This window comes from Sphaerimonospora thailandensis (genome assembly GCF_016863115.1).
Classification (GTDB): Bacteria; Actinomycetota; Actinomycetes; order Streptosporangiales; family Streptosporangiaceae; genus Sphaerimonospora; species Sphaerimonospora cavernae.
The window spans coordinates 94,817-115,398 of sequence record NZ_BOOG01000021.1; the positions used below are offsets into that span (position 1 = coordinate 94,817).

Genomic DNA, 20,582 nt, shown 5'->3' on the forward strand with positions numbered 1-20,582 from the left:
GACCTGTGGCTGCAATCATCGCCGGCTACTCGACCGCGTCCCGATCGTCGTCCATCGCCCGGCCGGGCGGCACGAAGAAGGACGACGTCCTGATCGTGATCCACGGCTGCGGGTCGGGCGGCCCTGACGACATGGGCATCTCCGGCGGCAGCGGGTGGGTGACCATCGCCGAGCGTGCCATGGACGGGTTTGGCGGCGGCGGCACCAAGGTCTACCGCAAGATCCTCAGAGCCAATGATCCGGCCGGATTCGACCTCACCTCTGCGAGCACCAGCCGGTCGGCGGCGATCCTCCTCGTGATCCGCGGCGGCCAAGCAGCCCAAGTCGTCGCTAAGATCAGCGGCCTGTTCAACCCCTGGGACGATGTCACCCGGGCTGTCGCCCCTGCCGCGACCCCGGCCGGCGCGTCCGGGCTCGAGATCCGCGCGGGCGTCGGGTTCTCCCCATGGGGTACGGCGACGTGGCCAACCCCTGACGGGTATACGCCCGCGGCTGCCGTCCAGGCCGGGTCTGCGGTGACCCTGTCCGCGGTGTCCCGCCCCCTGGTGTCGTCGGCGGCGGTCGGTGAGCAGACCCTCCGCACGGGCACGGACGTGTACTCCTCGCACGGCGTGACGATCCTCATCCCGTCAGGCAGCAGCGTGCCGGACGCGCCGGACATCGCGCCGTGGGCGCCCGGCCGTGGTAGTGGGCTGTACCGGTACATGGTCCACGACCTGCTGAGCGGGTCGTACATCACGGACATCCGTCCCACTGACTGCTCTTTTGATCGGCGGATCAGCGAGCCGGGGACGTTCTCCGCGACGCTGCCGGTCTCCAACGCGGTGCAGGCCGACCAGGTCGCGCGGATCGTCCCCCGGCACTCCTCCGATCTGTCGACGGGGCCGGGCCGGATCACTGTGCGGATCTGGCGGGCTGGCGTCCTGTGGGGTGAGTACTGGATCACCGGGGCGGTCATCGAACGCTCTCGGCGTGGCGGCATCACCGTGAAGCTCAGAGGCAGCACGCTGGACGCCTTCCTGTTCAACGTGCCGGTCGAGTCGAGCCGCTACTACTCGGGCGAGCAGATCGCCAACGCCAGGAGCTTGATCGGCCACATGCAGGCGCTGTCCGGCGCGAACTTGGGCTTACTGCTGCAGCCCGGCTCGTCTGGAGTTATCCGGACGCTGGAGGCCAAGGCCGCCGACGACCCGACCTACGGCTCGGCGCTCTCGGATTTCGCCCGTGGATTCAACGGCTTCGAATGGCTGACCGACCCCACCGCCAACTCTGATACGGAGCAGGTGGAACGGTGGTGGCGGTGGGGCTACCCCCGCCTCACATCCGACCGGGTGCACGTCGTCAGCGAAAGCCCCACGGGTGGCGACATCCTGGAATGGCGCGAGGAGATCGACGCCCTACGCGGCGCGACCCGCGTCCGCGTGCGCGGAGGCACACCCGAGGCAGTGGACGCCGAGGAGGGCAGCGAGCCGGTCTACTCCGCGTGGCAGTCCGCGTCCGCGCACCTGGCCGCCGGGTGGCCACGCTACGGCCAGCGGCTCGACCACCCCGGCGAGTCCACCAGCACGAGCACGCTCAACAACTACGCCCAGCGGTGGATCAAGACGATGGCCGGCGCGGTCCGCGTCTACTCGGCGACGGTCGCGCTCGGCGCACGCACCACCATCTCCCCGAGCTCGCTCGGTGACCAGGTCAGAAGGATCATGGTGAACGAGTGGTGGCCCAGATCGGCAGGGGGCGCGACATTCAATCAGACCCAACGGTTGATTGGGATCTCCATCACCCCGGTACGCCGCGGCGTCGGCAAAGAAGAGGCGAAGCTCATCCTCGAGGAGCCGACGATCGCTGACATCAGCGACGACCGGTACCCCACCGGCTGGGACCGCCACGTGCGCCGGCTCCGACGCGACGTCGACCGGCTGTCCGGCGAAGCGAAGCGGGTCCGGCCGGTCACTATCGCGGGCGCGGGCGATGTGCCGAACCCGCCGAATTTCGGCTCGCCGAGCGTGCAGTCCGGCCAGTACGCGTCCGGTGACGCCTACACGCGGCATCGCGCGGACACCGCCGCGATGCACGACACACTGCGCGATCTCATGAACAGCCTGCGTGCACGCGGGTTCCTGGAATGACCACAGAGCGAGTGACCAGCCTGAGGGGGCGATAGGTGACCGGCATACCCGCCGTAGACGTGTTCATGATCATCGGGATTGTGGGCGGCGCGCTCACGCTCGTCTGGAAAGGGCTCAGATTCGGGATGCGCATCTACCGGCGGATCGAAAAATTCCTCGACGACTGGCAGGGAGAACCGGCCCGCCCTGGCGTGGAGGCGCGACCCGGGTTCCCTGAACGGATCGCCGCGCTTGAAGCGGAGTCCGCCGAGGTGAAACGCATCGTGTCCAACGGCCTGTCTCACACCGTCGCCGACATCCAGGAGCGGATGACCCGCTTTGAGGAACGCCTGAACGGAGGCACTTGATGGCCATCGACCTTGTCGCGCGCTCGGAGTGGCGCGCCCGCGCCCCGAAAGGCTCCTACAGCTCGCTCCACTCCACGAAGGGTGTGAAGGTCCACTACACGGGTGGGCGGGTAGACCCGCGCATCGTGGACGACCACGACCGATGCGTGGCTCTGGTCCGTGAGATCCAGGACTACCACATGGACGGCAACGGCTGGATGGACATCGGCTACTCGATGGTCGCCTGCCCCCACCGGAAGGTGTTCGTCGGCCGTGGCCCGCGCCACCTGCCCGCCGCGAACGGTCCCGGCCAGAACTCGGGGCATTACGCGGTGCTCGGCCTGGTCGGCAATAAGGGCCTGGTCGAGCCGACCGACGGCATGCTGCTGGGCATCCTCGACGCGATCGACTACCTCCGCGCGCACGGCGGCGCCGGGCGGGAGATCAAGGGCCACCAGGACGGCTATCCCACCGACTGCCCCGGCGGGCCCCTCTACGCCTGGATCAGGAAGGGCGCGCCCCGCCCGAAGGCCTCGCCATCCAAACCCGCGCCGGAGGAGGAACCCATCAAGATCACTCTGGTTGATGGTGTGCCGCAGTGGCCCGGCCGCGTCCTGCGAGTCACCGAGCCGATGATGCGCGGCGCCGACGTACGCATCTGGCAGGAGAAACTCGCCAAGCGAGGCTGGAAGATCGACGTCGACGGCTGGTACGGCCCCAAGTCTGCCCTGGTGTGCCGCGGCTACCAGCGCGCCACCGGCCTCAGCCCCACCGGCAAGGTCGACGAGCAGACCTGGGCGATGACGTGGTCCTGGCGGCCGCCGGCCCCGTGCGAGCCCGGCATGGTCGACGAGGCCAACTAGCGCCGCGGCGAAGCCGTACACAAACCCCGCTCGAGCTGTACGACTGCACCCCTGATCGACATCGGTCAGGGGTTTCCGCATTTCAAGCCCCGGCGCCTGTCACGAGGCCCGGGGCACGGCCAACCCTGCAAGAGAGGATTGACATGTCCAACGGTAGCGAAATCGAGCGGTTCGTGTTCCCCGACACGGGCGAGGCAGTGCGGATGCTCCTCATCGATGGCGAGCCGCGGTTCGTGGCCACCGATGTGTGCACCGTACTCGGCTACGGCGGGGGTGCCCGCAATGCCATCGGCCGCCTACCGGACCGGATGAAGGGTGTTGAAGAAATCAACACCCCTGGCGGCGTCCAGCGGATGACCGTGATCACGGAGCCAGGCGTCTACCGGCTCGTCATGCGGAGCAACCTCGCGTCGGCCGAAGCATTCCAAGACTGGATTGCCGAAGAGGTCGTCCCCGCGATCCGCCGCACCGGCTCCTACTCGGCCGTGCCCGCGCCTGCCTACGTGATCCCCGCGTCGTACGCCGAGGCGCTCGAGCTCGCCGCCCGGCAGGCACGCGAACTGGAGGCCGTCCAGACGCGGGTGGCCGAGCTCGAGCCGGAGGCGGCCCGGGCCGCGCGAACGTTGGACGCGGACGGCCTGGCGCTCGTCGGCACGGTCGCGAAAAGGTTCGGTTTGCAGGAGCGGAAGCTGCGGGAGTTCCTGTACGCCGAGGGCTTGCTGATCCGTAACGGGCTGCGGCGTAACGAGCCGTTGGCCCGCTACGTGCAGTCCGGCCACTTCGACGTCAAGATCACGCTCGTTGGTGAGCCCGTGCGGGAGCGGTCGACGACGTACGTCACCCCGAAGGGTGAGGCGCTGATCTGGAAGCGGCTCTACGACGCCGGCGTGGTCGGGTCGCCGCGGCCGCCGGCCCGCCAGCTCGACCTCCTGCACACCACGTAACCCCCCGATCCTCCCGCCGTACCCCTGGCGGGCAGTCCCCTTAAGGAGGGGCCATGAACAATTCTCAGCTCACTGGAGAGCCCGCACTGTGGGCCGGCCTCGTCGCCAGCGCCGTGCAGCTGCTGGCCGCGTTCTGGCTGCCCTGGTCGGATGTCCAGGTTGCCGGTATCAACGCCGTGGTCCTGGCCGTCGCGGGCGTGTGGGTGGCGTTCACCACCCGGTCGGTGGACAACGGCGGGTCGATCAAGGCGGCGATCCTCGGATTCGCGCAGGCCGGCATCTCCCTCGCGGTGACGTTCGGCTGGAACGCCACGACGGAACAGACGGCAACGCTGATGACATTCATCGGGTTGGCCGTTGCGGTGTTCATTCGGCAGACCAGTAAGCCGAGGAGCGCCTACGACCTGGCGGCCTGATCAGTCCTGGTCATGCGGCCGTTCCGGGCGTAGCGTGAGGCCACGCCTGGGAAGCGAAACGCCCCGCTCCTCCTTCGGGAGGGGCGGGGCGTTGTCGTTCTGTCGGACCGTCCGTCTACCCTGCAGGCGAGTCTGCTCGGCTCACAAGGAGGCGCCCCTCATCCCGTGCGCGAGGCGGGGCGAGGGGCGCCTTCTTCATGTCCGGGGGCCGCGCTGTCTGTCGTGCGCCACCTTGCACTCCGGGCACCGGCACTTATGCACCCGGTACGAGTGATTAGTCCCGTGGCTGATGTCCGGGTCCCGCCCGGCCATCAACGCCGCATCCAGAGCGCGCTGACGCCGCACGTCACGGGCGGCATGCCCGTACACGGCATGCAAGGTCACCCCGGCCCGCTTCGCGGCGTCGCCGATGTGCACACCCTCACGCACCTGGGAGAGGATGCCCCTCCATACGGGCCGGACCTTGGCGTCCGCCGCCTGAGCGCGGCGCTCCCTCTCGGCCGCGTTATGCCCGTTGCGGGCCGCGTCGTCGCGTTCCCCCCGCCGCCACCGGGACGACTGCACCACCGGGCTGCGGTCAAGCATCTGCCGGAGCTTGTCGTCCAGGCCGGCATCGGCGGCACGGGCCTCGTCGAGCTGTTCACGGGTGAGCCCGGTCGCGGCCAGCGCGTCGGCGAGACTGGCCCCCTTGGCGAGGCGGATCATCAGCATGCGCCGCGTGTCAGGGGTGACGCCCCGCCCTGCGAGAGCCGCGCGGACCCGCGCCTCGAACTCGGGGTTGGACCACCGCTCCTGGTACATCCTGCCGCGGTCGACGCCTGCGGCGGTGCAGGCGTCGCCCAGGTCGCTGCCCGCGGCCAGCGCGGCGAGGAACGGCGCCGCCCATGTTTCCAGCCGCTCCTGCCGCTGCTCCTGCCGGGCGGTCTGGGCTATCTCGACGACATCTCGGAGCATCTGGTCGAGAACCGGGTCGGCCTGGCGGCGTTTGGCGAGCGTCGTCCAGCCGCCCCCGCAGTCGCGGATAGCGTCCGAGATCGGTGTCCCGGCCGCGACCTTGGCGGCGATCCGTTCGCCGATGCCACGCCAGCGTTCCCGCTGATAGTCCTCGACCATCTTTCTTACCTGTCCGGCGAACTCGGCGTCGGTGGCGAGGCGGTAGTCGACGGACTGGCGGGTGATGCCCGCCTCGGCTGCGGCCTGGGGGATCGACCCGGTCTGTTCCAGCGCGGCCAGGAACGCTGCATGCCAGGCCGCGGGTCGTCGCCCGCTCACCGCGCCGCGCTCCCGGCGGGACTGTTTACCGCCGGTAGCCGGGCCAGGTCTCCGACGGCCAGGGCGTCGATCACGGCGAGCGCCTGGGTGCGCGACCAGGCCCGGCAGGCTCCCGCCAACGCCACCCCATCTACCCCTGCCGGGATCTCGCCGGGGTCGAGGTCGTCGACCTCCTGGGCGAGTAGTTCGCCCGGGTCGCACAACCAGGTGACGTCGACGATCGTTCCCCGGACGATGTGGGCCAGGACCTGCCACCCGGTCGCGGGCAGGGGCGGGAGCGTGGCCAGCTCCAGCGCGTACAGCCGCTCCAGCAGCTCATCGGTGTCAGGCAGCATCGTGGGCCGGGCGAGGCCCCGGGCGCGGGCGAGCGCCTTGTCGACCTCGCCCACGGAGATGCCGAGCAGTTCGGCGGCGCGGGTGCGTCCGCCGCGCCCGTACTCCTCGACGCCCTTAGCGATCCAGCGGGCGCGGTCGTCGGCCGCGCGGGTGCGCGCCTGCTCGCCTCGCGCCTTGGCGGCCTCGGCCTCGCGTAGCCACAGCGGTGTGTCGTTCATCGCGGTTCCTCTCATAGGGGTGAGCCCCCGGCGTTGGCGGCCGGGGGCTGCGGGTGGGGGGTCAGGCGTCCTCGTCGTCCTCGTCGTCGCCGGTGGGGACGCCGTCGACGTCGGTGACCTGCCACCAGGACTCGTCCAGCGCGGCGCAGCCGGCCAGGTCGCGGACGTTCTCCTCGTAGCGCTCCTCGGCCTCCTGCCGGGAGTCGGCCTCCTCCAGCTCCTCGACGGCGTCGTCGGTGTAGTAGACGGCCCAGCGGTCCTCGCCCGTCTCGGGGGAGGTGTAGGAGATGAGGGCGGCGCGGGTGGTGAACTGGCCCCACTTGTTCTTGCTGTAGGACTCGCGGAGGGCGGCGCGGAGGGCGGCGTCACGCTGTTCGAGGACGGCGTCGGCGTACTCCTCGGAGACGTCCTTGGGCGCGACGGAGCTGAGAACGTTGCGGATCATGTCGGTTCCTTCCGGGGGTTGTTGGAGGTTAGAGGGCGGCGATGGCGGCGCGGATGCCGGCGACGACCGCGGCCCAGACTTCTTCGCGGGTGGCGACGCGGGACTCGCCCCAGCCGTAGCGGCAGTGGAGTTTGCCGGTGGCGGTGTCGAACCACACCTTGTCGATGCTGGAGAGGATCTTGTTCGCCTGGGAGTTAGAGATTTTCTCGCCGTCCCATTCGGCGTAGCTGATGTTGCCGGTGTTGTAGCGGGAGACTTCCAGGCCGGCGAACTCGGCCCAGTTGTTGATGTAGACGCGGTGCTTGTCGCCCCGGATCCACTCGCTGCCGCCGATCGCGGTCATCGTGTCCACGCTGTAGACGATCGGCTTGGGGGCGGGCTGGGGCTTGACGCCGAGGGTGATGCGGTAGGCGAGGGACGCGGCGTCGATGGCCCACCGGCCGGCGACCTTGGCGGCGGCAATCGCGCCGATCCGGCACCAGGTGCGGATGGTGGCGGCGGTGACCCCGGCCTGGATGGCGGCGGCGGCGGTGTCCATCTCCGGCTCCCTTCGCTGTGTTCTCTCTTACACACATAACTATGCCCCATCCCATAGGAAATGTCTAGGGGATGGGGCATAGTTTTTACGTGCTCGGTCATACCCGCTGCGACGGGGGCGAGGGGCGCTCTTCGTCGCGCACGGGTCTGCTACCGCCCAGCCAGGAACTCCCCCAAGCTCAGCGGCGTGGCAGCCATCTCAGGCTGGGCCAGGCCCAGCCGGGCGCGGATCGCCCGCCGAGCCTCCCACGCCTGATACCAGCGGCCCGCGATCTCCGGCAGGGCGCCGTTCTCGTTGTCGGCGTACACCGTGGTGCCGCCGCTGCCGCGGACGGCGAGCGTGGCGCCCCAGATCGGGGTCAGGCGCACCTCCCCCCACTCGTCCACGGAGATGTCCCACGTGCAGCGGAGCCACCACGCCCGGGGCCGCCAGCAGCCGCCCGTCGACCAGGCGGCCACCTCGACCGACCCGTCGCCGGCGGTGACGTGGCCGCGGACGTTGCCGTCCCGGCGGGCGAGCAGGGACCGGCAGCCGGCGAGCAACCGGGTGGCGAGCCCGCCGGACCGTTCGGCCAGGACCTCCACGAGGGCCAGTCCGCGGACGTCCCAGCGGATGTCGTCCAGGCGGACCCACGCGTCGGCCAGGTCGACCGTGCCGCCGGGGGCGACCTGCCCGCCGTCTGCGGTCTCGTGCAGCATGGGCCATGCCGCGGCCTGCGCGGCGCGCGCGGCCTCCCTTGCGGCGGCCTGCTCGGCATGGCGCGCGTCGGCTGCCGCTGCGACCTCTGGCGGGACGTCCATGCCGAGCAACTCGTACTCCCACTCGGCCGTCTCTTCGTCGGGCTTGTTCATGTCCCCTCCTCGGGGGTTGGTGGGACGGCCCGGCCGGTCGACCGGGCCGTGATCCCTCGAAGGGGCGATGAGGACTGCTCTCACTACAGACAGATGGACGACGGTCAGACGGTCACCGAGCGCGAGGCGACCGCGTTGACCGCACCCGGGTCCTCACCGGCGGGGGTGACCAGCACCCATCGGTCCGGGTGCTCGGGGTCGTAGCCGTTCTCGGCCAGCCAGGTCGTGGTGGCGTCGTCCAGCTGGCTGTAGGAGATCGGGGACTCGTCTTCGTTGATCTCGGTGCCGTTGGCGTCGCGGCCGGCGTCGCCCTCGATGAGGGTCAGCGTGTAGGCGAGGCCGAGCTGTGCGGTGATCTCGTCGTTCCGCACGGTGATCACGTACCGGGTGCCGTCGACGGCGACGATCGCGGTGTCGTGGTCGACGTCGGGCACCTCGTAGGAGACGACCTCGACGGCCAGGCCCGTCTTCTCGGCGGCCTTCGTCCACTGCTCCAGCGCGGCGTCGGCCCAGTCCCAGCCGTCGTCCTCGCTGGACCGGTCGAGCGTGACGGTGATGCTGGCCGGGTCGGTCTTCCCGAGGTAGGTGTTCGCGGCGCCGCCGAGCTGGTCGCGGCGGACCAGGAGGCGCACGCCGTCGGCCGTCCACTCGGCGACGGGGGGGATGTCGTCGCTCAGGGTGGTGGGGGTCTGTCCGTCGTTCTCGTTGGGCTCCCAGTCGCCGTCGGTCCATGCCTTCGCGTCGGCGGCGAAGGTGCCGTTGAGGTAGTCGCCGGAGGGGGTGCCGAGGCTCCACGCCTGGCCGTCCTTGGCGATGACGAGGATGTCGCTGTTGGTCTCGTACAGGGTGACGGTCATGATCTTCTCCTTGGAATCTGGTTGGTGGGTTTGAGGCTAGGGGCTGGGCTGGGGGCGGGGCCCGGTTTCCCGGGCCCCGGGCCAGGGGGCTACTCCTAGCCGCGGACGGCGGCGACCAGGGCGGCGAAGTCGGGCTGGGTGTCGTGGGCGTAGCCGAGGATGGCGCGGGCGCAGGCCTGGCGGACGGTGCCGCGGTGGCGGAGGCGGTTGACCCGCACGCCGTCCTTGTAGACGTCCAGGACCTGGAAGCCGACGCCGTCGACGGTGCGGGCGGGGATGATGTGGATGTTGCGGGTCTGGGCGGCGAGGTCGAGGTTGGCGGTGGGCTGGGCGGTGGTGGCGGTCATTTCGTTCTCCCTCTTCGTTCTTGCTGTTGGTACTACTGTACCGCATTCACGACAGTCGCGGTACCCGTTTCACGACATTCAAGGGAGTTGTTACCCACCCGTGACATTCCGGCCGGCGACCTCGCCCGGGAGCCGCAAGCAAGGGGCGGCAGTCGCGCACAGAGCCAGAAGCGAGCAGGTCGGGGCGCCCCGAAAGGGCGCCCCCGGGGGGCTCAGATGGTGGCGGCGAGGGCCTCGACCGCGGCCTCCTGGGTGGGCCAGTAGTGGGGCTCGGCGGGGTTGTCCCAGCCGTTCGGGGTGAGGGTCATCCCCTCCGCCTCGAGGATCCAGCCGCCGTGGTCGCCGGGGTAGATCGTGACCTTGGTGTCGCCGGCGGTGAGGATCCGGATCTTCTCGGTGGACCAGGGGCGGTCGGTGCGCTTGCGGAGGCTGTGGCGGGCGATCGCGGCCTCGACGTCGCGGCGCTCGGCCGGGGTCATGCCCTCCAGGAATGCCTTCCGGAAGGAGGGCTTCATCCGGTTGAGCATGTTGGTGGCGATGGCGTCCTGGCGGGCCGGGGTGAGGAGTTCGGCGAGGTTGATGGTGGCGGTCATTTCGGTGTCTCCCTTGCTTGCGGTGTTGACACTACTGTACCGCTTTCACGACACTAGCGGTACCCATTTCACGACATTCACGCGAACTGTGACATACCCGTGATGTTCGCGTTTTCGGTACCGCTACCGTCCCGACAGTGGTACAGTCACCGCATGAAGATCGACCCGAACGACCTGGTCGGCTACGTCGAAATCGTCGCCAGAGCCCACGACACCTACGGCGTGACCATCCCCGCCGACACCGCCAGATCCTGGGAGAAACGCCGCGCAGCCTGGGAAAAGGCCGGCCGCCCCGCACGCTCGGCCGCCCGACCCTCCCACGAGCCGATGCCCGACCCGATCATCAAGTCCGTCAACGGCAGCCCCACCTGGCTCTGGTCCGAGATCGCCCCCTGGCTGGAGCGCACCGGCAAGACCACGAAGGCCGCCGAGTGACCGGCTTCCACCTCGACGGCATCCCGGTCGACGACTCCGGCTGGCTCGGCCCCGACGACGCCGCCGCCGACGTCCTGGACGACATCGACGACCTGCTGGAGGAATGGGAGCTCGGCGACGCGATGCACTGGCGGCCCGCTCCCGGGTAGGCCACGCCACCTACCCAGCACGACGCCCCCAACCCTTTCCCGAACGGAAAGGGTTGGGGGCGTTCGTCTTTTGCCCGGCGCTCAGGAGCTGGTGCCAGTGGACATCACAGGGGCCTGCGGTTGATCACACCGGCGCTGCACGACGTGCAGTTCCGCCACCGCCCCGGCAGCAGCCAGGACCGGCGAATCCCGGTCCCCTTGCACGAGCGGCAGCTCGACATCGGGTGACGGCCGGCGCTCCATGCCAGCGCGATGATCGCGATGATGACGATGGCGGCGAAGATGACGCCGCCCTGCGCGGCCTCGCTCACAATGGGCTCCTTCCATGAGGAATTCCGAGGGGACAGCAGACCCGTCTACAACCCCGTCTACGGGGGCCTACGCGGCCTACACGCCAGGTCAGGACGGGTCTGCCGTAGGGGGTGGGAGGCCCTACAACGTAGACCCTGGCGGTCTACCCGTAGGGCCCGGTCAGAGGGCGGCGTAGGCCTTCTCGACCACCTCCTTGGCGTAGCCGTTCCGGTTCCGCGTCCCCCCGGGAGACGCGGGATCCGGGACGCGTAGCTGCTTCGGCGCGACCTTCGCCGGCCGCAGCTCGTCCGCGAGTGACGTCGGCGTGAAGTGCAGCCCGGCCTCGGCCAGCCGCTCGAGGAGTTCCTCGGTGGGCAGACGGTCGTCGTCGCCGAACGCGTCCAGGATGGCCACCATGAGCCGCCGCCTGGGGTGGTCGGCGGGCAGCTGCAGCGTCCCCTCGGCCTCCCGCAGTGCGATCGCCCTCGTCGCGATCGCACGCTCGTCGGCGTCCTCGAAGTAGAACGTCCGCAGCATCTGCGGCTCGGACCCTTCGGAGAACAGGTGGCCCGCGCCGCGCTGCGCCGAGTCGATCTGCGCGGCGTTGAACCCCTGCCTGGCCCAGCCTTGGCCGAGGATCGTGTCGGAGGCCTGCGGGGTGGTGCAGCGCAGCGCGAGCCGGATCGACAGCAGGTCCCGCAGGATCGTCGGCACCACATCCGCGCTCGGCTTCTGCGTGGCGCAGATCGTGATGATCCCGGCCGCCCGGCCGAGCGACACGATGTGCCGCAGCAGCTCGACGATCCGGTCACCGACCTTCGTCTTACCGTCGCCGATCTTCTCCGTCGCGGTGGTGTACCGCATGAGTTCGTCGATCCACAGCACGATCAGCGGCAGCCGCATGCTCCGGTCGATCTTCTTCTTGTCGGCCTTCCGCAGCAGCAGATAGCGGCGGTCGACCTCGGCCACGAGCTCCTCGAGGAGAACCACCAGCGCCATCGGGTCGGCCGAGGCGGCGACGCGGTGGGCAAGCGGCTCCCACACCTTGGAGTCGACGCCTTTGCCGTCGCCGAGCCACAGCTGCACGTGCGGGTCCAGGGCGACCGCGGCGAGGAACGCCATCGCCGCGACGCTCTTGCCGCCGCCGGGCTCCCCGCCGATCAACACCGACCGCTCGAAGACGCGGACGGTGATGATCCGGCCGCGGGCGTCCACGCCGATCGGGACGCCCTGCTCCCACACATTCCACTGCGCGGCGGTCAGCAGCGGCGACTTCACCGGCCGGGCCTGCCACGGGTCGGTGTCGAACACCGTCACTCGGATCCGCCCGGCATGGCCGCCGATCCGGTCCAGGTACACCTGGGCCAGGTCGACGCCGAACGCGCCGGCGAGGTTCTCCCGCCGGGCGAGCGCCTCGCTGGCGGTACGGCCGGGCGGCAGCTCGACCACCGCCGTCCACGCCGGGCCGTCCCGGGTGACCGGGCCGACCACGCGGACCTCGCCCAGCTTGGCCGCGCCGAACGCCTCACGCACCACCCTGGACCCGGGCATGCGACCGGCGGCCGCGAGCGGCTTGTCCGGGGCTGCGATGCCGCGCCGCTTCCGCTCGACGATCGACGCGATGACGAGCGCCAGGAGCAGCGCGCCGAACGGCGCTGGCCGCCACCACTCCCAGGACGCGGCGACCAGTACGGCGAACACGCCAGTGATGATCCACCTGCGGCGCTGCGTGGCCTCGACCTTGTCGACGGGGAGGTTCTCCCGGGCGGCGTAGTCGGCGGCGGTCACCCACGCCCACCAGCGTGCGACGCCACGGCCGAGCCCGGCCATGCCGTACCACGTGTGCCAGCCGAGCGTCTTCGCGGTCGGGGCGCCGTGCTCGCGGGTGGCGTAGGCGGCCCGGGCGAGCAGTCCGTACACCTGGCCGAACGAGCTGGCCGGGTTGGGGCAGTCGGGGCAGGCACGCTGCACCTCGATGCTGGAATGCTCGGCGTACCCGAGCTCGTGCTCCAGCCGCGCGGTGTAGCGGTAGTTCAGCCGGCGCTTGCCGACGAGGCGGGGCTGGCGGACGGCGGGCTGTCCGGGTTCGTCGACGATTTCGGCGTCGACGACGTCGGGCTCCAGCTCGCCGGGCCGCGACGGGATGGCGAGGTCCCCGCCCTGAGTTTCCTCGAGGGCGGGTTCCTCGTCGACAAGCTGGTCGGTCACGCCTTCTCCTCGTCGCGCTCACCGGAACCGTCGTCCGTCGTGAGCGGCTCTGCGAGCGGCTTGTTCGGCGCGTACACGGTGCCGTCGTCGCAGAACGTGTAGCCCTGGCCGGTCATCCGTTCCTGCACGGCCCGCACACGCTTGCCGCCCCAGCCGTCGCTGAACCCGTACCGGTCGGCGACCTCGCTCCAGGTGGGCCGTTTCCCGATGCCGTTCCTGCCGCGGCACCGTGTGCGGATCCACTCTTCGGCGCGGCGATTGTCCTGGTCGTTGGGCCTTCCGCGTTCGTCGCGTTCCTCATCGTCGCCCTCACGCGGCTGCTCACTGCCGGTGCTGTCGTCCGTGTGCGTGATCGTGAGGACATCGCCGTCGCGTGTCGGCCAGGTCTCCGGCTCGCCGACACTCACGGGCTCGCTCACCGGTTGCGTCGGCAGCGTGACGGTGGCAGGGTCCGGCGCGGTGTGCGGCGGCGTGAGCGTGTGGCCGTTCACCGGCGTCCCGTTGACGCCCACGCTCGCGCTCACTGCTGTGCTCACGAGACGGTCCTCCGGGCGCGTGGCAGGAGTGTGCGGCGGCGTGAGCGGAAAAGGCAGCAGCTTAGGCTGCCACCCCTTGTACGCGGCGATCGCCTCCCGCGCCTCTGGGAGCATCTCGGCCGGCTCAACCTCACCAGCGGGCTCTTCCACCGGAGTCCAGGCGCTGGCCGCCGGGATGTCGAGCAGCTGCTCCATGGACCGCAGAGCGGCCACCTCGCGCTGGAGGACCTCCTGCTGCTCGCAGTCGCGGGCCAGGCCGGTGTGCGTGGCCGCCGCAGTGAATGCGCGCCGCAGTCTGGTGTGCGCCTTGCGCTGCTTCCGCTCGGACGCGCCGGCCTCCCGGAGCTGGTGCGCGTCGTCGGCGGCCAGGGCGATCCGGGTGAGCCTGCGCTGGGTGTCGACCTGCTCCGCGGTACGGTCCGCAGTCTCGGCCAGGCCGAGCCGGACGAGGATGCGCTCGGGGGTGAGCCTCCAGTGGATCCGCTTCCGGCCGGTGATCTTGCGGCGTTCGATCGCCATGCCGCGCTCCCACAGCCACGCCGCGACCAGCGGCGCGGCCAGCCGGAACACGGCCTCGGCGAAGCTGGCCGCGTCCATGGCCGACAGGACGGCGGACAGGCAAGTCATCGCCCACACGGCCAGGCCGTCGATGCCGGCCGAGTAGTTCTCCCGCATGTTCCGCCGCGCCCGCACCGCGCTGGTGACCATCGCGACCTCGAGGAACGCGAACAGCCCCACCTGCAGCGGCCCGTCGAAACCGAGCACGTCGCCGGAGAACCGCCACATGCCCTGAGCGGAAACACCAGTCGCGATCGACGCGGCGACGACCGTCAGCAGGTCCTCGGAGGGCCGGCCAGAGGCCGCGCGCCGAGCCGTACGGCTCGCCTCGCGGATCGTACGGCTCGCGCCGCGCAGCAGGCGGCGGCCGATCCGGTACGCCAGCGTGCCGGCGATCAGAGCGAGGGCGGCGGCGATCACGGAGGGGATCGGGTGGGCGTCGACCCACGCGATCGCCTCGTCGAGATCTTGGGGAAGGGCTGGCACGGCGGCCAGGCTTGGAATATGTTCGTTCATCGGGTCATCCCTCGTATCCAGGGGTGGCGGCCCTCGTTGGGGCCCGGCCTCGTGCCAGCGCTGTGATCGCTGGTGCGGGGCCGCTGTCATTTCATGGCGCGGGGGGGTAGAGCCCCGAGGCTGCGCGCCTTCAAGCCTCGGGGCCCGTCCAGTAGCCCGCCTGCCGGAGCTCGTGGCAGGCGGGCCACGTAGAGGTGGCCCCCACCAAGTGCGTTCCTTCACTCGCCCCCAGGGAGGGCATAGGTGGGAGCCACCGGTCTTGGTCGGGCGGCCCCCCTGCATGATCACGGTCAGAGGGGGCCGCCCACGCCCTACCGGTGAACGTGCTATCGAGGACCGGCAGGGCGAGCTTTACTCGGCAGGCCGGGCCTGCTCTTCGCGCCAGCGCCGTGAGATCAGGTGCAGCACCTGACGGGCGCGTTCGGCCGTCTCGCGGAGGTTGGCGCGCACCTGGTCGGGGTCGGTGAGGTCCCGCAGGGCGGGCTGCTGGGCGGGGTCGCGCCAGGATTCGGCGATGCGGACCGCGCAGGCCCGCTGCTCCAAGCCGTCGAAGGTGGTCGCCTCGACGGCACGGCGGGAGCGGGTGTGGATCGCCGACCACAGGCCGGTGTCGAGGTCGCGATGCACGGCGTGGAACTCGGGGATCTTCCGGGGCGGCTCGGCGGCTCTATCGTTGGTCACGGGTCGCACCTCCATTGTGCGATCAAGGGCCTGTCCGGTCGTTCGCGGCGCCGGGCGGGCCCGACGTCATTGACTGCCGGGTTCCCCCAGCTCGATCCGGCGCACGACTCTGGTTTCGTCGGCGCGCATCTCGATTCGTGGCAATGCCGCGCTGAGGATTTGCACGCTGTACGCGGCGACTTCATCCGGGCGGGCATCCCCGCCGTTGACGGCGCCGACCTCGACCGCCACGCGCTGGCCCTCCACCTGCAGCAGCACGTGGACCGGCGGGCCATCGGGTGCTTCATCGACCCCGGCGAGAGCGGCGGTGACCATCTCGCTGACCGCGAGCTCAGCCGCGGCTGCGTCCTCCGGTCCGATGGCCCTCGTGACGACGTCACGGGCGAGCAGCCGCACCACCGTCACAGCGGCGGGCACCGGCGGCAGCGCCATCGGGTAGTCCACCGGGCACCTCCTCTGAGCACGTAGTCTGCATATGCGAGATGAGTCGCCTAGACACATTTCGTTGCTGCCTAGTCAGCTTGTATCACCGGATATGGATCGGTCAAGCTGTCTGCTCGGGTCGCTTTGGAAGTCGGAGAGCCACGTGGAGCAAAAGCCGCACAGATACCTACAAATCGCCGACGACCTGAGGCGGCGGATCGCGGGCGGCGAGCTGCAACCCGGCGACCAGATCCCCTCCCGTGCCGAACTCGCTCAGCGCCACGGCGTCGCCCCGGCCATCGCGTCCCGCGCACTGCAGATCCTCGTAGCCGAAGGGCTGGTCGAGTCACGGCCCGGTGCCGGGGCCTTCGTCCTGCCGCCCAAGACTCGTCTGCAGCTTTCCCGCTCCTGGTATCGCGAGGTGCGTGGCGGAAGCCCATTCGCGGGCGACATGGACACCCAAGGCAAGGTGGCGAACTGGCGGTTCCACAGCCGCACCGACGTCGCCTCGGCCGACGTCGCCCGGCGACTGGCGATCGCCGAGGGGGATCCCGTCATGCGGACCGTGTACGTTTACACCGCCGACGGGGATCCGGTGCAGCGGGCCGTCTCATGGGAGCCGTACGCGCTCACCAGGGGCACGCCGATCGCGCTACCGGAGGACGGCCCGCACGCCGGCCGCGGCGTGAAAGACAGGATGGCTGTCATCGGCATCACCGTGACCCACCCGGTCGAGGTGGTCTCGGCGCGGACCGCGACCGTGCAGGAGGCCCGCGACCTCGGGATCGCGCCAGGCGCGATCGTCGCGACCCTACGCAGGACCTGGTACGCCGACGAGCAGCCCGTGGAGACATGCGACATCGCCGCTCCGGCGGACCGGGTCGAGTTCGTCTACGTCCTCGCGCCAGCCGACTAGCCCACCTCGATCGCTCGCGGCTCGACATGCACCCTGCCCGGGTCGAACCGCCTGCCGGTGCTCCGGCCGGTCGGCCGTACAGCCACGGTGACCGTCGCTCGAACGAGCGCTCGCTGCCGGTCCAGCAGCAGGTTCTCCCACTGCTCCAGGCTGAGCCCGATGTAGTCGGTGAGGATGTGCCGCGTCCTGGTCGCTTCGATCTCGGCGCGAGCGGCGTCGATCTGTTCGCTGAGCTGGCGAAGCATCTTCTTCAACAGCGCCGGCGGCATGTCCGGGTCCTCGCCGAACTCCTCAACCGCCTGCTCCCGCCGAGCCTCCAGAGCGGCCAGGCGCCGCCCGGCATCGGACTTCGGCGTCGCGGTGAGCGCCGCAGCCAGACGCGGGTCGGACAGGCGCCGCAGCACAGCGCCGACGACGTAGTCCTCCAGGTGGTGCATGGCGATGTGCGCCCGGCCCTGACAGGTGGGGTTGTCGCACACGTAGGTTTGCGTCCGCCGCTGTTCGCCGTTCCCTGCGCGGGTGGTCGTGCCGCCCGCGCGTAGCGGCATCCCGCACGGCTCGCACGTGGCGATGCCGCTGAGGAGGTGTGCGGGAGCGTTCGTGCGATGCGCGTACGGCTCAGCGCGGCCGCTGGCGGTACGGCGGAGCAACTCCCAGGTGTCCCGGTCGAGGATCGGCTCCCACGTGCCTGCCTGGTCGACGCGCGGGTTCATGGCGGTGCCCATCAGGGCGGCGTTCCTCGGCCGCAGCAGCATCCGCTGCAGGGTGGTGTGCGTCCAGGCGGCACCGGTCGACGTGAGTAGCCCACGGGTGTTGAGGTCGCGGGCGATCCTCGACCAGGGCTCGCCGGCGATGGCCCGGTCGGCGGCCTCGCGGATGACGTCGGCCTCGGCGGGCCGTACGGCGCGGCCGCCGTCGTCCCAGCCGTAGGGGCGGCGCGAGCATGGGGAGATGCCGGCTTCGGCCTGGCGCTCGTGCGCGCGGCGTACGCGCCGGCTGGTGTTGTCGGACTCGCGGCAGGCGCTCGCCGCTTCGATCCGCAGAATGTACCGGTCGTCCGGGTTGTCGAGGTCGCGGTCTCCCGTCGGCGAGGCGAGGCGGATGCCGCGCTGGTCGGCGAGATCGATCAGCAGCTCAAGATCCCACGGCTGTCTGATCAGCCGGTCGCCGTGGTAGACGATGATCGCGTCGATCTCTCCGCGGTCGACTGCGGCGAGCATGGCGTCCCACTGGGGGCGCTTGCGGTTGCGCTGCCAGGCCGAGCGGGAGTTGTCGGGGTAGACGCCGACGACGGTCCAGCCGCGGCGTGCGGCAACCTCCCGGCACAGCTTCTCTTGATCGCCGACCTTGACGCGGTCGCCCATCCGGTCGAGGGAGATGCGGCAGTAGATCGCGGCCCGGATCACGCCGGGAGCGGCTCCGGGCACGCGCGAGGGGGTACGTCCAGCCATGCCGGGATAGTACGCGGTATCCGTGCTACGGGTGGCACCGTGACGTACTCCCATTTGGTCATGGGGCCAAGAGTATCGACCACGGGCCCCGCGGAAATTCCGAGCCTGCGAGGAATTTGCGTGGGTGGGATCACGCCCCTTCGCCGTCGGCCGTACGGTGCCACGCGGGCGGCTCGATCCGCGGACCGGCGAGCGAGATGTCCGGCGACTCGATGGAGGGAAGCTCCTGGATCGCCTCCTCCACCGGCTCCGGCTCCTGCTCCTGCGGTGTAGACCCGTCGACGGCGGAGTCGACGGTGGAGTCGACGACGGCCGACGGGGTCGCGCCCGCCGGGGCGGCGGCCAGCCGGTCGAAGAAGCGCAGCATCTCGACGGGCAGCGGCATGACGAGCGTGCTGTTCTTCTCGGCAGCCACCTCCACCACCGTCTGCAGCATGCGCAGCTGCAGCGCGGCCGGGTCGGACGACATCTGCCGCGCCGCGGCGGCGAGCCGCTTGGATGCCTGGAACTCGCCGTCGGCGGTGATGATGCGGGCCCGCCGCTCCCGCTCGGCCTCGGCCTGGCGCGACATCGAGCGCTTCATGCCTTCCGGCAGCGCCACATCCTTGATCTCCACCCGCTCGATGCGGATGCCCCACGGGCCCTCGGTCGGTTCGTCGATCACCGCCCTGAGCCTGGCGTTGAGCGCGTCGCGGTCGGACAGGAGATGGTCGAGCTCAGACTGGCCGATCACCGAACGCAGCGACGTCTGGGCCACCTGCGACACGGCGAACAGGTAGTTCTGCACGTTGACGACCGCCTTGATCGGGTCGATCACGCGGAAGTAGACCACCGCGTCGACCCGGACCGAGACGTTGTCGCGGGTGATGCCGTCCTGCGCCGGCACCCCCATCGCGACGATCTGCATGTTCACCTTCTGCATCCGATCGACGATCGGCACGATCAGATGCAGGCCGGGGCCGCGTACGTTCGACTGGATCCGGCCGAGCCGGAAGACGATGCCCGTCTCGTACTGCTGGACCACGCGTACGCCACGGACCACGGCGACGAGCAGGGCGACGCCCAGGATGACGATTAACGCTGACAGCACCGACTCCATGGCCGGTACCTCCTTCACCGAATGCCGGATGCCGGATGAGCGGTGGTGGTAGTAGGGCACTCCATACCCAATCGGGGGCCGGGCCGTACCGCAACCCACGCCTTGACACGTACGGCGGCGACCGCCGCGAATCTCCGCATGACGCTTGGGTAGCCTTCCAAGCATGGGCACTCGGGACGCTCGGGACACCGACTGGGACGGCGTGCGACTGCACGTCGTGAGCGGGAAGGGCGGGACGGGTAAGACCACCGTCGCGGCCGCGCTCGCGCTCGCCCTGGCCGCCGGGGGGCGCAAGGTCCTGCTGGTGGAGGTGGAGGGCCGTCAGGGCATCGCCCAGGTCTTCGATCTGCCGCCGCTGCCGTACGAGGAGCGGAAGATCGCGGTCGCTCCGGACGGCGGGGACGTCTACGCGCTGGCGATCGATCCCGAAGCGGCCATGCTCGACTACCTCGAGATGTTCTACGGCATGAAGCGCATGGGCAAGGCGCTGACCCGGATCGGCGTGGTCGACTTCGCCACGACCATCGCGCCCGGCCTGCGCGACGTCCTGGTCACCGGCAAGACCAGCGAGGCCGTGCGGCGACGTGATCCCCGGACCGGCAGGCGGGTGTACGACGCCGTGGTGATGGACGCGCCGCCGACCGGACGGATCGTGCGCTTCCTCAACGTCACCCAGGAGGTCGCGGGGCTGGCCAGGGTCGGTCCCATCCGTCACCACGCCGATCTGGTGCGGGGCGTCTTCACCTCGCCGGAGACCGCGGTGCACTTCGTGACGTTATTAGAGGAGATGCCGGTCCAGGAGACCCTCGACGGCATCGCCGAACTGCGCGAGACCAAGCTGCCGGTGGGCGGGATCTTCATCAACATGGTCCGGCCCGCGGGCCTGCCCGACCCGGTGCTGGAGGCCGCCTTCCACAAGCGGTTCGACACGGCGGAGCTCGCGGTCGGGCTGAAGGCGACCGGGCTGGCGGAACGCGATGCCGGGCCGCTGGCCGAGGCCCTGGCCCGGGAGATCGCCGAGCACGCCCAGCGCGTCGAGTTGGAGAACCGCGAGCGCCGGACGCTCGCCTCCGTCGGGACGCCGTGCTACGACCTGCCGCTGCTGCCCGACGGGGCCGACCTGGCCGGGCTGTACGAGCTCGCCGACACCCTGCGTACGCGGGGCGCGGCATGAGGGCTCAGGA

At 70.4% G+C, this 20,582-nt stretch carries 24 protein-coding genes; 9 read left to right on the plus strand and 15 right to left on the minus strand.

Features of this window, described 5'->3' with window-relative positions:
• Positions 1–5 precede the first annotated feature (5 nt).
• The 5 genes from Mth01_RS12975 to Mth01_RS12995 all read left to right on the plus strand — a co-directional run bounded on the left by Mth01_RS12975 (position 6) and on the right by Mth01_RS12995 (position 4,678).
• Positions 6–2,129: a hypothetical protein gene (locus tag Mth01_RS12975; RefSeq protein WP_204016073.1), complete on the plus strand. Its 2,124-nt coding sequence runs from the start codon at positions 6–8 to the stop codon at positions 2,127–2,129.
• Positions 2,130–2,164: 35 nt separating this feature from the next.
• Complete coding sequence (locus tag Mth01_RS12980; RefSeq protein ID WP_204016074.1) at positions 2,165–2,476, plus strand: hypothetical protein; 312 nt, start codon at positions 2,165–2,167, stop codon at positions 2,474–2,476.
• On the plus strand, positions 2,476–3,318 hold the full coding sequence (locus Mth01_RS12985; protein ID WP_204016075.1) for a peptidoglycan recognition protein family protein: 843 nt from the start codon (positions 2,476–2,478) through the stop codon (positions 3,316–3,318). The genes Mth01_RS12980 and Mth01_RS12985 overlap by 1 nt, the downstream gene beginning before the upstream one ends.
• Before the next feature lie 143 nt (positions 3,319–3,461).
• Positions 3,462–4,262: a phage antirepressor gene (locus tag Mth01_RS12990; protein WP_204016076.1), complete on the plus strand. Its 801-nt coding sequence runs from the start codon at positions 3,462–3,464 to the stop codon at positions 4,260–4,262.
• A gap of 53 nt (positions 4,263–4,315) precedes the next feature.
• On the plus strand, positions 4,316–4,678 hold the full coding sequence (locus Mth01_RS12995; protein WP_204016077.1) for a hypothetical protein: 363 nt from the start codon (positions 4,316–4,318) through the stop codon (positions 4,676–4,678).
• Between the two features lie 195 nt (positions 4,679–4,873).
• On the opposite strand, the gene Mth01_RS13000 is transcribed toward Mth01_RS12995, so the two are convergent.
• The 8 genes from Mth01_RS13000 to Mth01_RS13035 form a co-directional block, all read right to left on the minus strand.
• Complete coding sequence (locus Mth01_RS13000; RefSeq protein WP_204016078.1) at positions 4,874–5,950, minus strand: hypothetical protein; 1,077 nt, start codon at positions 5,948–5,950, stop codon at positions 4,874–4,876.
• The gene (locus Mth01_RS13005) at positions 5,947–6,504 is read right to left on the minus strand and encodes a hypothetical protein (RefSeq protein WP_204016079.1); all 558 of its coding nucleotides are present in this window, start codon (positions 6,502–6,504) and stop codon (positions 5,947–5,949) included. Before Mth01_RS13005 ends, Mth01_RS13000 begins: the two co-directional genes overlap by 4 nt.
• 61 nt (positions 6,505–6,565) lie before the next feature.
• On the minus strand, positions 6,566–6,949 hold the full coding sequence (locus tag Mth01_RS13010; RefSeq protein WP_204016080.1) for a hypothetical protein: 384 nt from the start codon (positions 6,947–6,949) through the stop codon (positions 6,566–6,568).
• Positions 6,950–6,977: 28 nt separating this feature from the next.
• Positions 6,978–7,487, minus strand: coding sequence for a hypothetical protein (locus tag Mth01_RS13015; protein WP_204016081.1), 510 nt, complete (start codon positions 7,485–7,487; stop codon positions 6,978–6,980).
• Between the two features lie 149 nt (positions 7,488–7,636).
• Positions 7,637–8,338 carry a hypothetical protein gene (locus tag Mth01_RS13020; RefSeq protein WP_204016082.1) on the minus strand — a complete coding sequence of 234 codons (702 nt, stop codon included), beginning with the start codon at positions 8,336–8,338 and terminating at the stop codon, positions 7,637–7,639.
• A 104-nt stretch (positions 8,339–8,442) separates the two neighbouring features.
• Positions 8,443–9,195, minus strand: coding sequence for a hypothetical protein (locus Mth01_RS13025; protein WP_204016083.1), 753 nt, complete (start codon positions 9,193–9,195; stop codon positions 8,443–8,445).
• Positions 9,196–9,290: 95 nt separating this feature from the next.
• A complete protein-coding gene (locus tag Mth01_RS13030; RefSeq protein WP_204016084.1) occupies positions 9,291–9,542 on the minus strand; it encodes a hypothetical protein in 252 nt (83 codons plus the stop codon).
• Positions 9,543–9,754: 212 nt separating this feature from the next.
• Positions 9,755–10,135: a hypothetical protein gene (locus Mth01_RS13035; RefSeq protein ID WP_204016085.1), complete on the minus strand. Its 381-nt coding sequence runs from the start codon at positions 10,133–10,135 to the stop codon at positions 9,755–9,757.
• Positions 10,136–10,288: 153 nt separating this feature from the next.
• On the opposite strand from Mth01_RS13035, the gene Mth01_RS13040 reads away from it, so the two are divergent.
• Both Mth01_RS13040 and Mth01_RS13045 read left to right on the plus strand, forming a co-directional pair.
• Positions 10,289–10,570 (plus strand): hypothetical protein, encoded by a 282-nt coding sequence (locus Mth01_RS13040; protein ID WP_204016086.1) that lies wholly within the window; start codon positions 10,289–10,291, stop codon positions 10,568–10,570.
• On the plus strand, positions 10,567–10,719 hold the full coding sequence (locus Mth01_RS13045; RefSeq protein WP_204016087.1) for a hypothetical protein: 153 nt from the start codon (positions 10,567–10,569) through the stop codon (positions 10,717–10,719). The genes Mth01_RS13040 and Mth01_RS13045 overlap by 4 nt, the downstream gene beginning before the upstream one ends.
• 104 nt (positions 10,720–10,823) lie before the next feature.
• Here the strand turns inward: Mth01_RS13045 and Mth01_RS13050 are convergent, their stop codons facing one another.
• The 5 genes from Mth01_RS13050 to Mth01_RS13070 form a co-directional block, all read right to left on the minus strand.
• Positions 10,824–11,030 (minus strand): hypothetical protein, encoded by a 207-nt coding sequence (locus Mth01_RS13050; RefSeq protein ID WP_204016088.1) that lies wholly within the window; start codon positions 11,028–11,030, stop codon positions 10,824–10,826.
• A gap of 160 nt (positions 11,031–11,190) precedes the next feature.
• Complete coding sequence (locus Mth01_RS13055; protein WP_204016089.1) at positions 11,191–13,218, minus strand: FtsK/SpoIIIE domain-containing protein; 2,028 nt, start codon at positions 13,216–13,218, stop codon at positions 11,191–11,193.
• Positions 13,215–14,828 carry a hypothetical protein gene (locus Mth01_RS13060; RefSeq protein ID WP_204016090.1) on the minus strand — a complete coding sequence of 538 codons (1,614 nt, stop codon included), beginning with the start codon at positions 14,826–14,828 and terminating at the stop codon, positions 13,215–13,217. Before Mth01_RS13060 ends, Mth01_RS13055 begins: the two co-directional genes overlap by 4 nt.
• A 351-nt stretch (positions 14,829–15,179) precedes the next feature.
• Positions 15,180–15,509, minus strand: a complete 330-nt coding sequence (locus Mth01_RS13065) for a hypothetical protein (protein WP_204016091.1) — start codon at positions 15,507–15,509, stop codon at positions 15,180–15,182.
• Positions 15,510–15,575: 66 nt separating this feature from the next.
• Positions 15,576–15,953, minus strand: coding sequence for a hypothetical protein (locus tag Mth01_RS13070; RefSeq protein ID WP_204016092.1), 378 nt, complete (start codon positions 15,951–15,953; stop codon positions 15,576–15,578).
• Between the two features lie 142 nt (positions 15,954–16,095).
• Here Mth01_RS13070 and Mth01_RS13075 point away from each other — a divergent pair, with 142 nt between their 5' ends.
• Positions 16,096–16,848, plus strand: coding sequence for a GntR family transcriptional regulator (locus tag Mth01_RS13075; protein WP_239089616.1), 753 nt, complete (start codon positions 16,096–16,098; stop codon positions 16,846–16,848).
• Here the strand turns inward: Mth01_RS13075 and Mth01_RS13080 are convergent.
• Together Mth01_RS13080 and Mth01_RS13085 are read right to left on the minus strand one after the other, a co-directional pair.
• The gene (locus tag Mth01_RS13080; protein ID WP_204016094.1) at positions 16,845–18,299 is read right to left on the minus strand and encodes a recombinase family protein; all 1,455 of its coding nucleotides are present in this window, start codon (positions 18,297–18,299) and stop codon (positions 16,845–16,847) included. The two genes, Mth01_RS13075 and Mth01_RS13080, sit on opposite strands and share 4 nt — an antisense overlap.
• Positions 18,300–18,429: 130 nt before the next feature.
• Positions 18,430–19,398: a slipin family protein gene (locus Mth01_RS13085; RefSeq protein ID WP_204016095.1), complete on the minus strand. Its 969-nt coding sequence runs from the start codon at positions 19,396–19,398 to the stop codon at positions 18,430–18,432.
• A gap of 163 nt (positions 19,399–19,561) precedes the next feature.
• On the opposite strand from Mth01_RS13085, the gene Mth01_RS13090 reads away from it, so the two are divergent.
• On the plus strand, positions 19,562–20,572 hold the full coding sequence (locus tag Mth01_RS13090) for an ArsA family ATPase (RefSeq protein WP_204016096.1): 1,011 nt from the start codon (positions 19,562–19,564) through the stop codon (positions 20,570–20,572).
• The last annotated feature ends 10 nt before the right edge of the window (positions 20,573–20,582 follow it).